The sequence below is a fragment of the Cohnella candidum genome (assembly GCF_003713065.1).
GTDB lineage: Bacteria > Bacillota > Bacilli > Paenibacillales > Paenibacillaceae > Cohnella > Cohnella candidum.
Genome location: NZ_CP033433.1, coordinates 4,413,575 through 4,425,000, shown reverse-complemented (window position 1 = coordinate 4,425,000; position 11,426 = coordinate 4,413,575). Strand labels below are relative to the sequence as shown.

Annotated in this window: 13 protein-coding genes and 1 other RNA gene (1 of these 14 cut by a window edge); all 14 read right to left on the bottom strand. The window is 58.8% G+C overall.

The window, feature by feature from the left end:
• Positions 1–178, bottom strand: the 5' portion of a protein-coding gene (locus tag EAV92_RS20420) for a pro-sigmaK processing inhibitor BofA family protein (RefSeq protein ID WP_123043833.1). The gene continues 74 nt to the left of window position 1, outside the view; 178 of the gene's 252 nt are visible here — the first part of the coding sequence; its start codon is at positions 176–178; its stop codon lies off the left edge, out of view.
• Between the two features lie 11 nt (positions 179–189).
• Positions 190–450, bottom strand: a complete 261-nt coding sequence (locus EAV92_RS20415) for a DUF2508 domain-containing protein (protein WP_241158333.1) — start codon at positions 448–450, stop codon at positions 190–192.
• A gap of 153 nt (positions 451–603) precedes the next feature.
• Positions 604–1,203, bottom strand: a complete 600-nt coding sequence (recR, locus tag EAV92_RS20410; protein ID WP_123042795.1) for a recombination mediator RecR — start codon at positions 1,201–1,203, stop codon at positions 604–606.
• 85 nt (positions 1,204–1,288) lie between these two features.
• A complete protein-coding gene (locus EAV92_RS20405) occupies positions 1,289–1,600 on the bottom strand; it encodes a YbaB/EbfC family nucleoid-associated protein (RefSeq protein ID WP_123042794.1) in 312 nt (103 codons plus the stop codon).
• Between the two features lie 16 nt (positions 1,601–1,616).
• Complete coding sequence (gene dnaX / locus EAV92_RS20400) at positions 1,617–3,398, bottom strand: DNA polymerase III subunit gamma/tau (RefSeq protein ID WP_123042793.1); 1,782 nt, start codon at positions 3,396–3,398, stop codon at positions 1,617–1,619.
• Positions 3,399–3,484: 86 nt separating this feature from the next.
• Positions 3,485–4,618 (bottom strand): two-component system sensor histidine kinase NtrB, encoded by a 1,134-nt coding sequence (locus EAV92_RS20395; protein ID WP_123042792.1) that lies wholly within the window; start codon positions 4,616–4,618, stop codon positions 3,485–3,487.
• 197 nt (positions 4,619–4,815) lie between these two features.
• Positions 4,816–5,080, bottom strand: an RNA gene (gene ffs, locus EAV92_RS20390) — signal recognition particle sRNA large type.
• A gap of 59 nt (positions 5,081–5,139) precedes the next feature.
• A complete protein-coding gene (locus EAV92_RS20385; protein WP_123042791.1) occupies positions 5,140–5,580 on the bottom strand; it encodes a YhcN/YlaJ family sporulation lipoprotein in 441 nt (146 codons plus the stop codon).
• An 81-nt stretch (positions 5,581–5,661) separates the two neighbouring features.
• Positions 5,662–5,859, bottom strand: a complete 198-nt coding sequence (gene rpmE, locus EAV92_RS20380) for a 50S ribosomal protein L31 (RefSeq protein WP_123042790.1) — start codon at positions 5,857–5,859, stop codon at positions 5,662–5,664.
• 101 nt (positions 5,860–5,960) lie between these two features.
• Positions 5,961–7,217 carry a radical SAM family protein gene (locus tag EAV92_RS20375; RefSeq protein ID WP_123042789.1) on the bottom strand — a complete coding sequence of 419 codons (1,257 nt, stop codon included), beginning with the start codon at positions 7,215–7,217 and terminating at the stop codon, positions 5,961–5,963.
• Positions 7,218–7,256: 39 nt separating this feature from the next.
• Positions 7,257–8,555, bottom strand: coding sequence for a transcription termination factor Rho (rho, locus tag EAV92_RS20370; protein ID WP_123043831.1), 1,299 nt, complete (start codon positions 8,553–8,555; stop codon positions 7,257–7,259).
• A gap of 62 nt (positions 8,556–8,617) precedes the next feature.
• Positions 8,618–9,868: a UDP-N-acetylglucosamine 1-carboxyvinyltransferase gene (locus tag EAV92_RS20365; RefSeq protein WP_123042788.1), complete on the bottom strand. Its 1,251-nt coding sequence runs from the start codon at positions 9,866–9,868 to the stop codon at positions 8,618–8,620.
• Positions 9,869–10,046: 178 nt separating this feature from the next.
• The gene (gene fba, locus EAV92_RS20360; protein ID WP_123042787.1) at positions 10,047–10,901 is read right to left on the bottom strand and encodes a class II fructose-1,6-bisphosphate aldolase; all 855 of its coding nucleotides are present in this window, start codon (positions 10,899–10,901) and stop codon (positions 10,047–10,049) included.
• Between the two features lie 91 nt (positions 10,902–10,992).
• On the bottom strand, positions 10,993–11,388 hold the full coding sequence (locus EAV92_RS20355) for a response regulator (protein ID WP_123042786.1): 396 nt from the start codon (positions 11,386–11,388) through the stop codon (positions 10,993–10,995).
• Positions 11,389–11,426 lie beyond the last annotated feature (38 nt).

Here is an 11,426-nt window from a genome sequence, read left to right as displayed (position 1 = left end):
TAGTGGCAGGATTCAAGGGAATATACAAGCCGGTAATCCATCCGGAATAATTCAGGGCGTAGATCGCCATCGCGGATAAAGCCAAGTGGGCGCCGAACCGGGTCAGCCAACCTATGGGAAGCTTCCGCTTCAGCAGGACGGCAACGAGCAGAACGGAGGAGACGGCCAGCGTCGTCATCCATACGATTTTCACCCGATTTTCCCCCGGCTTTCCTCTTCGCGCGAAGTCAAGTTCCACAGACCCTTGGCTTTACGGAGAAGCATGTCCAGCTTTTTCTCAGCCGCCTCGAGCGAATAGATCGCGTAATCCACGTGGTCTTGCCCGAGCGCTTCGTGAAACCGCCACAACGCCGTGTTCAGCTCCCGCTCGGCTTGCCGCACGTCATCGATCACTTCCCATCTGTCTTGCGTATGCACGACGCGCCACTGGTTTTTTTCCTTCAATCGCACGGTAGATCCCCTCCCGCAGTAGTGAACCGGTGTTGTCCGGACGGACAACCCACTAAGATGTGTATACCCGGTTTCCGGGATTTAGAACGTGCGGAAATGAGAAAAATGAAAAACGCCCCGAAGGGCGTATCGGAAAAACCGCTATGAATGCGTTCAGTAAAGCTCTCTCCGGCCTTCAAGCGCCTTGGACAGCGTCACTTCGTCCGCATATTCCAAGTCCCCCCCGACCGGGAGGCCGTGAGCGATCCGCGTGACCTTGATGCCGAAAGGTTTGACGAGCCGGGACAAATACATCGCGGTCGCCTCGCCCTCGATATTGGGATTCGTGGCCAAGATCAATTCCTGGACCCGCTCGTCCCCTAACCGTTTGACCAGGTCGGCGATCCGGATATCGTCCGGGCCGACGCCCTCGATCGGGGAGATGGCCCCGTGCAGAACATGGTACTGCCCCGTGAATTCGCGGGTGCGCTCCATCGCGACCACGTCTTTGGGCTCTTGGACGACGCAAATGACGGAGACGTCCCGCGTCTTGTCGGAACAAATCCGGCAAGGGTCCGTATCCGTGATGTTGCAGCACACCGAACAATACGTCAGGTTGCGCTTAACGCTTACGAGCGCCTTGGCGAAATCGATCACGTCTTCTTCCTTCATGCGGAGCACGAAAAAAGCCAGCCGGGCAGCCGTCTTCGGGCCGATGCCGGGCAGGCGGGAGAACGCGTCGATCAGCTTGGCGATCGGTTCCGGGTAAAACAAAGAGGGTGGCTCCTTTCTGCTCCCCAACGGGCGGTGCCGCGCTTAGAGGGTCATTCCGCTTCCCGAGGAGGACCCGAGGCTTGTTTTAGAACAAGCCCGGGATTTTCATGCCGCCGGTGAATTTGCCCATATCCTGGTTCGCCAACTCGTCGGCTTTGGAGATCGCGTCGTTCACGGCCGTCATTACGAGGTCCTGAAGCATTTCGACGTCTTCCGGATCCACGGCTTCCGGCTTGATGACGATGTTCGTCACTTTCTTGTGTCCGTTTACGGTGACGGTCACGACGCCGCCGCCGGCGGATCCATCCACCGATTTGGTGCCGAGCTCTTCTTGGGCTTTCATCATTTGTTCCTGCATTTTTTTCACTTGCTTCATCATTTGGTTCATGTTGTTCATGGATAACGAAGCCTCCTTAGTCGTCTTTGATCACTACAAGTTCTTCGCCGAACAGGCGCAGAGCTTCTTCTATTATAGGCTCGCGAGCGGGTTCCGTACCATCTTCCGGCACCAGCCGCAGCTCTTCCCCGGCCGCCGCCTCTTCGCGGGAAGCACCCGCACCCGACGCCAAGGCTTCCTGCCAATCCTTCTGCATGGTGGTGACCATCTCCGCCGGCTTGCCCAGCACGGACGTCAAAACGCCTTCGATCATCGCTTTGTTGGCGGGTCTCTCGGTCGTCTCGCGGTGGATGGTGTTGCGGAAGGCGACCAGCACGGTGCCGTCGGCGTACGCGGCGGGTTCCCCGTCCACCAGCCAGGCATGCACGGTGACCCGCTCTTCCTTCACCCGCTGAAGCACCTGAGGCCACTTGGCCGTCAGTTCTTTGGACTGCGGGGAATCGTGCGCCGCGACGAACGGATCCAACTTCACCCTGACGCGCGGAGCCTTCGAGGGAGCCTGCGAAACGCCTGACGAACGTCCTCCTCCGGAAGCCGAAGCGCCGGACGTCGATCCCCCAGCCACCCCGCCGCCCTTAAGCGCGGCTTCCAGCTTCCGCTCCATGTCCGCGAGCCTCGCCTGCAGCTTCGACACCTCGCCGGACGAGACGCCGGCTTGCGCCCCGCCTGCCGACGCGCCCGCCGCGGATCCCTCCTGAACGGACGGCGTTTCTCCCGAAGCGGTGCACAGCTTGATCAAGGCGATCTCGAACATCGTCTGCGGATGCGCGGCGTACTTCATCTCCGTCTGGTACCGGTTCAGCGTGTCGATGATGCCGAACAGCTTCTCCCGGGGAAACCCCGCGGCGAGCTGCCGGAGATCCGACGGATCCGCAACCCGGCCTGAAGACGAAGATGCATCCGGAGCCAATTGGGCAAGGAGCATATCCCGAAAATAGTGCATCAGCTGTTCAAGGCACTTGTCCGCGCTTTTGCCGGCTTTCATCATGTCGTCGATTTCCTGCAGCACGGCGGATACGTCGCCGTCCCGCACCGCCGTCGCCAGCCGCGCGAACTGCTCGGAAGGCAGGCCTCCCGTCGCGTCGATCGCCTGCTCCAGCGTGACGTTGCCGCCCGCGAAGGAGGCGATCTGGTCGAGCAGGCTGACCGCGTCGCGCATCCCCCCGTCGGATAACCGGGCGATGTAGGCAAGCGCCGGATCTTCCGCGTTCATCCCTTCCTGCTCGGCGATCTCCCGAAGGCGAGCCGTCTGCTCCTCGAGCGGAACGCGGCGGAACTCGAACCGCTGGCAGCGGGAAATGATCGTCGCCGGCAGCTTATGGGACTCCGTCGTCGCCAGAATGAACATGACGTGGGCCGGCGGCTCTTCCAGCGTCTTAAGCAGCGCGTTGAAAGCCTCCGTCGTCAGCATGTGGACTTCGTCGATAATATACACTTTACGCCGCACTTCCGTCGGCGCGTACTTCACTTTATCGCGGATGTCGCGGATTTCTTCCACGCCGCGGTTGGATGCGGCGTCAATCTCGACGACGTCCATCACCGTGCCCGCGGTAATCCGAACGCAGGAAGGACACTCGTTGCATGGCTCCTGCGAGGGACCGCGTTCGCAGTTGACGGCCTTGGCGAGCACCTTGGCCGCGGTCGTCTTGCCGGTTCCTCTCGGCCCGCTGAACAAATAGGCGTGGGAAAGACGGTTTTCCCGGATCGCATTCTGCAGCGTCTGAACGATGTGCTGCTGTCCGACCATGTCCTGAAATGTTTGCGGACGCCAGGCCCGGTACAAAGCCAAATGGGCCATTTATCTCGTCGCTCCCGTCTGTTTTGCCGTTTCATCCATTATACAACATCGGACCGAACCGCTCCACCGCGGGATGGCTCGTCCGCTTAGGTAGCGGACAGCGGCAGCCATACCGTAAAACAGGTTCCTCCCGCGTCCGATGCGACTTCAATATGCCCGCCCAGATCATGGACGATCCGCTGGCATATGGAGAGACCGAGCCCCGTCCCCTGGTGCTTGGTCGTAAAGAAAGGATCGAAGATCCGCTCGCGCACGTCCGGCGGGATTCCAGGCCCGGTATCGCGGATCAGGACGGCCAGCCTGCCCGGCTTGTCCTGGCCGTATTTCTCCCGGATTATTAATGTCCCTCCTCCGCTCATCGCTTCGATCGCGTTTTTGGCGATATTCAGGAATACCTGCTTCAACTGCTCTTTATCCACCCATATAGCCGGGAGGCCGGGTTTCGGATCGTATTGCACGGTGACGCCGTACATAATCGCTTCGTTGCAGATGACGGGGAGGATTTCCTGCAAGACGGCTCCGGCGCGCATCGAGGCCAAATGGACTTCCTTCGGCTTGCTCAGCAGCAGAAATTCGCTGACCAGCTCGTTCACGCGGTCCAGCTCGGACAACATGATGGTCACGAACCCGTGTTCCTTCACCATATCGCGATCGCTCAAGGACTTTTCGAGCAGCTGCATGAAGCCGCGCATGGACGTCAGGGGATTGCGGATTTCGTGCGCGGTGCCGGCTGCGATCTGGCCGATTGTCTTCAATCGGTCGGAACGCCGGATCTGCTCTTCGAGCATGACGAGATGGGAGACGTCGCGGAACAGAACGAAAGCCCCCACGATATCGCCGATTCCGCCTTCCTGCAGCACGTCCCCGTCCAGCATCAGCGTGAGCCGGCGCTCTCCTTCTCCCCATTTTAGGGATCGGTTGCGGAACACGCGGCCGCGGAGCAAGGAACGGTCGAAGGGATGCGACGTCCACCCGGCTTCCTCGAACCATTCCTCCGCGGGGCGGCCGAACCATTCGGCCCTGCCGGACCGGAACAGCTGGCAGATCATGTCGCTCATTTCCACGATGCGAAAATCGGCGTCCAGGATCAAAACGCCCGTGCTGTCACCGGCGAGAAACCGGTCGGCGAACAGGCGGGTGAATTTTTCCCGGAGATCGCCTGGTCTGGAAACGTTAGCGCTTGCATCTTCTTTGTCGAAAGACCATAATGGACCGTTCATCTTTCCTTTCACCTCGGTCTCAAGATGTTTCTCCCGAATGAGGAGAAGGAATCCCGTTTTCCCTCCCTATGGCCTAGGTATGGAACTATGTATAGGACAGCATTCGACAAACACGGGACAAAAAAAGCACCCGGCGTTTATCCAGCTTCGCCAAGGTGCTTGCTTTCCCGAGAGGGAACTACTTTATCGGATAAGGACCGTGCACCTGTCCCCGATCGTTGGGATCCAGCCGCACAAGCTAGACCGCTCAGGCCGGGCACCCCTCCAACACAAGAACGTAACCACTTACGGCTGCTTCCTTCCGGACCTGACCGGGTTCATGGCCGTCCCTCGCGGAGGACCCTGCCGTCAACACGGCGCTAAACTTGCCGGTTCCTGCATCTCAAGACCTCAGACAGGAATTCAACCTCGCTGGAGCGGATTGCGAGTTACAGGGCACCGCTACCTCCCCGTCTAGCACGGCAAAGTTAAGTATAGCGAATTGAAGCCGGAAGTGCAACCGAAGGGAACAGTTCCCACGTTTATCTCGCGGATGTCACGTGCACGTTATAGCGCGGAAAATTAAAGCGAAGCACGGAAGCCGCTTGCCGCTCGACCGTTTGCGCCCTGCGGGCTTCGAGACCCGGCTCCAGCTTGAGCGTAACGTAAGCCTGCGTGCCGTTAAACGTGATGTTGGCGCCGACCACGCCGCGTACGTCGCGGATGGCATCGCGCATCATGTTGGCGTCGTTCACGTAATTCAGCGCCATATTGCGCCCCGGGATATGGGGATTGCTGTTCGACGTGCCCAAATAGCCGTCGTCGCTGTAGCTTTGGGCTTTCACGCCGTTCGTGTTGTTCGCTCCGTTCGTACCGTTATTCATGCCCGTGTTGGTGCCGTTGCCGCATCCCGCGGCCAGTCCGAGCGCCCCGGCCAGCAGCAGCGCCTGAACCGTTTTCGTCCGCTTACCTTGGATCCGCATGAAAAAAACCTCCCTTTAATCGCTAGGATGCGAAGGGAGGTTTATCTCTATACAGCCAGTATCCGGTATTCAACCCGAATCTTAAAGACCGTATTTCTTCTTGAACTTGTCAACGCGTCCGCCGGCATCGAGGAACTTCTGTTTGCCCGTGAAGAACGGATGGCAGTTGGAGCAAATTTCTACTTTGATGTTCGAACGAATCGAACCCGTTTCGAAGGTATTGCCGCAAGCGCAAGTCGCCGTCGTCACATGATATTGCGGATGGATGCTTTCTTTCAAGGGGTTCACCTTCTTTCTCGCCCTGGATCAACAGTCGGAACCAGAGTATTAGACACATAATGGGAGTATATCACGCCTGGCATTGAAAATTCAATACCCGCTTACGACCAAACTTTTCCTTTCGGCGGCACGTGCGTATAGGAGCCGATCACGACGTCCGGAAGCTCGTCCCGGAAAATGTCCAGGAGCGTCTTCATGCCGTAAATCTCGCCCTTGGCCTCGGGAATCAGCGACAGGTACGCGTCCGGATCGATGTTCAGGTTGCGCATCTGGATCAGCTTCAAGCCCGTGCGGCGGGCGAAGCCGATCATCGCCTCGATCTCTTCCTCGCGGTCGGTCACTCCTGGGAACACCAGGTAGTTGATCGAGGTGTAGACCCCTTTGTCCGTCGCGTATTTGAGCGACTTCTCGACGTTCTTCAGCGTGTACCCGCGAGGCTTGTAATAAGCGTTGTAATGGTCGTCCAACGCGCTGATCGTGCTAACCCGCATCAGATCCAGGCCCGCGTCGGTGATGGCGCGGAGATGGTCGGACAGGCCGGCGTTCGTGTTGATGTTGATGTAGCCGTTCGACGTCTGCGCGCGGACCCGCTTGATGGCCTCGATGATCGTCGGCGCCTGGGTGGAAGGCTCGCCTTCGCAGCCCTGCCCGAAGCTGATGATGGCGTCCGGTGTCTTCAGGTGCTCGAGCATGACGTTCACGACGTCGTCCACCGTCGGCTTGAACTTCAGCCGGGTTTGCGGCGCCGGGAAGCCGCTGTCGTCGGGCTGCTCGGAAATGCAGCCGAAGCAGCCGGCGTTGCAGGCGAAGGAGACGGGAACCGCTCCTTCCAGGCGCTGCAGGAACGTATTGGACGCGGTCAGGCACTCGTATTCCAACGCGCAATTGGACAAGTGTCGGTACAGCTGGTTGTCGGGATACGTCGTGAGCAGGCGGTTGACCTGGAGCTCCAACTCTCTGCGGTCGCAGCGCTCGGGATTCCACGGCTCGGGATCGTCCGTCGCGTCGGCCGCCACGTAGAAGCCGTCGTCCTTCCAAACGACCGCGGTGTAACCGAACAGCGGAAACAGCTGCGTTTTGTCCTGCTTCAGGTAACCCGGCACGTAAAGCCGCGTAAACCCTTGCGGAAGCAAAGCCCCTACGGCCTGGGAGCCCGCCGGCAGCGCCTGCATTTCGCCGGTCGCCGGGTTCATGCCGATCGCCCGGGTATTCGGCAAGCCCACGAGCGTGGCGCCCGCCGGGAGGGGAATGAGCTCGTCCTCCAGCAATTCCACCAAGTCGCTGCCGCTGCGGGCGATCCCGTGCAGATCCGGGTGATCGTAAACTTGGCCGTTTTCGTCTGCGTAAACCAAATGCATCGCTATCGTCCTTTCCTTACGGCGGCGAACCGGGAACCGTCAGGAGGAGGCGCCTCCGCCCCTCGGCGGTCTCCGTCCGCCGCCGCTCGCGACAGGCGCGGACACGCCGGAGGTATCCAGCGAATCGAGGAACTCCTGGTTCGTCTTCGTATTTCCGAGCTTCTTCAGGAATTGTTCCACGTATTCCTGGGAATCGTTCATGCTTTTGCGGATTGCCCATAGCTTATCCAGCTCTTCCTTGCCCAGCAACAGCTCTTCGCGGCGGGTGCCGGAACGGCGAATATCGAGCGCCGGGAAAATCCGGCGTTCCGCGAGCTTGCGGTCGAGATGCAGCTCCATGTTGCCGGTACCTTTAAATTCTTCGTAAATGATGTCGTCCATCCGCGAGCCCGTCTCGATGAGCGCCGTCGCGAGAATCGTGAGGCTGCCGCCTTCTTCCACGTTGCGCGCCGCGCCGAAAAAGCGTTTCGGCCGGTGGAAAGACGCCGGATCGATACCGCCGGACAACGTCCGTCCCGACGGAGGAACGACCAGGTTGTACGCCCTCGCGAGCCTCGTGATGCTGTCCATCAGAATCACGACGTCCCGCTTATGCTCCACCAGGCGGATCGCCCGCTCCAGCACCAGCTCGGCCACTTTGATGTGGTGCTCCGGCACCTCGTCGAACGTCGACGCGACGACCTCGCCCTTCACCGAACGCTGCATGTCCGTGACTTCTTCCGGACGCTCGTCGATCAGCAGAACGAACAGGTCGATGTCCGGTCGGTTCGTCGAAATGCTGTTGGCGATTTCCTTCAGAAGGAGCGTTTTGCCGGCTTTCGGGGGAGCGACGATCAAGCCGCGCTGGCCGAGTCCGACGGGAGACAGGAGGTCGATGATTCGCGTGGAAAGCTTGGAGGGAGACGTTTCGAGAACGAGCTTTTTTTGCGGATACAGCGGGGTCAGCGCGGGAAAATGGAGCCGTTCGGCGGCCGTTTCGGGCGGCTCCCCGTTCACGGCGTTTACCTGCAGAAGACCGAAGTAGCGTTCGTTTTCCTTGGGTGTCCGGCATTTGCCGGATACCAGGTCGCCGGTCCTGAGGTCGAACTTGCGGATTTGCGAGGCCGAGATGTAGATGTCCTCCGCGCTGGGCAAGTAGTTGATCGGGCGAAGGAAGCCGAAGCCTTCCGGCAGGACGTCGAGGACGCCTTCCAGGAACATGTGTCCGCTGCGCTCCGCCTGGGCCCTCAGGATGGCGATGATGAGCTCTTTCTTCTTCATTTGCCCGTAGGCGGCAATCTGGTGTTCTTTGGCGAGTTTGTACAGTTCCGTTAGCTTGAGTTCTTCCAAATCTGACATTTGTAAATCGGTCACTAAGAATCCCTCATTTGCGTTTCAAGTTCGGGCAGGGCCCGAAGGCCTTACCCTTGGCGCCATACCTCCGCGCCTAGATTGCTGAGCTGCGAGACGAGCTTCTCGTATCCGCGGTCGATATACTCGACGCCCGAGATTTCCGTCGTGCCCTCTTCGACCGTCAGCCCGGCCACGACGAGCGCGGCTCCCGCGCGAAGATCCGCGGCGCGCACTTTGGCCGCGTTCAACCGGCCGCCTTCGATAATCGCCGAGCGGCCTTCGACCCGAATTTGTGCTCCCATGCGCACCAATTCCGGCACGTGCTTGAACCGGTTGCTGTACACGTAGTCCGACAATATGCTGACGCCGGCGGCTTGCGTAAGCAAGCTGGTCATCGGGGACTGCAGATCGGTCGCGAAACCGGGGTACACGAGCGCTTTCACGTCGACGGATTCGTAATGAGGCTGACCCACGACGCGGATCGACTCATCCATTTCGTAAACGTGCACGCCCATTTCCTGCAGCTTCGCCGTCAGTGCTTCCAAGTGTTTCGGAATGATGTTATCGATAAGGACATCTCCGCGCGTAGCCGCGGCCATGATCATATATGTGCCCGCTTGAATCCGGTCTGGAATGATCGAATGCCGGCATCCGTGCATTTCGCTGACGCCTTCGATGCGGATCGTCTCCGTGCCGGCGCCTTTGATTTTCGCTCCCATCGCGTTCAGCAGCGTGGCCACGTCGATGATTTCGGGCTCTTTCGCGGCGTTCTCGATGATCGTCGAACCTTTGGCGCGCGAAGCGGCCAGCATGATATTGATCGTCGCGCCGACGCTGACGACGTCGAGGTAAATCTTCGCGCCGCGCAATTCCTTTGCCCGGATGCGAATCGCCCCGAATTCGTTCGTCACTTCCGCGCCGAGCGCCTCGAAGCCTTTAATGTGTTGGTCGATCGGGCGGGGCTCGAAATTGCAGCCTCCGGGCAGGCCAATGACCGCTTCCCCGAAACGGCCGAGCAAAGCGCCCATGAGATAGTAAGAAGCCCTTAACAGTTTTACCCGTCCGTTGGGCATCGGAACCGATTTGATGGCCGAAGGATCAATGGACATCATGTCTTCGTTCCAACTGACTTTGCAGCCCAACTCCTCCAGCAGTTCCGCGTAGACGGCGACGTCCGTAAGCTGAGGAAGATTGTCCAGCCGAACTTCCGATTCCGCCAGAATGGCGGCGGGAATCAGAGCGATTGCGCTGTTCTTGGCGCCGCTGATGCCGACCGTACCGCGAAGCGGACGACCGCCCCGTACCATTAATCTCTCCATGAATGCAGGGTCCTCCTCATGTTGTTCATGGTGAATGAGCGGGAACCGCGCCATGCCCGGCACTCCCGCGATTAGGCCACCATGAAGGAAAGGGAAAACGCCGGTCGGCGTTTTCCCGCTCTTGTACCATTCGCTATCTATCATTACCCGCCATAACGGGCGAAAACCATCAACTCTCTTACGCTTGGTTGCTGGAACCGAACAGACGGATCTTCTCTTGAACGACTGCCTTCATCGCGTTGCGGGCAGGCGTGAGGTATTTGCGAGGATCGTAGACGTTCGCGTCTTTGTTCAGCACTTCGCGGATCGCCGAGGTGCAGGCGACTTGGTTCTCGGTGTTGACGTTGATTTTGCCGACGCCGGCTTGGATCGCTTCGCGGATCATGTCGTCCGGAACGCCGGAACCGCCGTGCAGAACGACCGGAACCGGGATTTTGGAAACGACTTCCTTGATGATGTCGTAGTGGATCTTCACTTCGCCTTTGTACATGCCGTGCGCGGTGCCGACGGCGATCGCCAGGCAGTCGACGCCCGTCTCTTCATAGAAACGGATCGCTTCTTCCGGTTTCGCGAGGGCTGCATTCGCTTCGTCCACGCTGATGTCGTCTTCGACGCCGCCGATCGTGCCCAGCTCGCCTTCAACGGAGACGCCCATCGCGTGAGCCGCTTTAACGACTTCCTTGGTCAAGCGGATGTTGTCTTCGAAAGAGTGGTGCGAGCCGTCGAACATGACGGAGGAGAAGCCGGCGCGGATACAAGCCATGGCCACTTCGAAAGAGCTTCCGTGGTCCAGGTGAAGGGCGATCGGCAATCCGGATTTGGCGGCGGCCGCTTTCGCGATCGCAACGGTGTACTCCATGCCCATGTATTTCAGGGCGCCTTCGCTGACGCCGAAAATGAACGGGGATTTCTCTTCGATTGCCGCGTCCGTGATGGCTTGCGCGAATTCGAGGTTGTTCATGTTGAACTGGCCTACGGCGAACTTGCCTGCTTTCGCTTTCGGTAAAAACTCATTCATCGATACGAGTGGCATAATGGAATTCCTCCTGCTTTCTATTTAAGGTTTCCTATCCGAAAAGCATACTGGGTCATTATAACACAAAACCGGGACAAGAAAGAAGGTCTTACGACCCCGTGGCGAATCGGGACGCAGGACCTTCACCCATTTGCATATTGACGGCCATTCTCATTTCGTCGATGTCGAACGGTTTGGTGAAATGCATCAAGGCGCCCAAGTCCGTCGCTTCCTTGATCATGTCCAACTCGCCGTATGCGGTCATCATGATGACCTTAATATCCCGGTTGATTTCCTTGATCTTCTTCAAAATTTCAAGTCCGTCCATGCCGGGGATTTTCATGTCCAGCAATACGAGATCGGGAACGTGGACTTTAACGATCTCGAGCGCCGTGCGCCCGTTCGCCGCTTGGAAAGTTTCGTAGCCTTCAGTGGAGAACACTTCGAGCAGCAATATTCGAATTCCAACCTGATCGTCTACGATTAACAATTTCTTCTTGTCCATGATCAACCCTCCGTGTCCGTAAAAGGCTCCTGATCTTC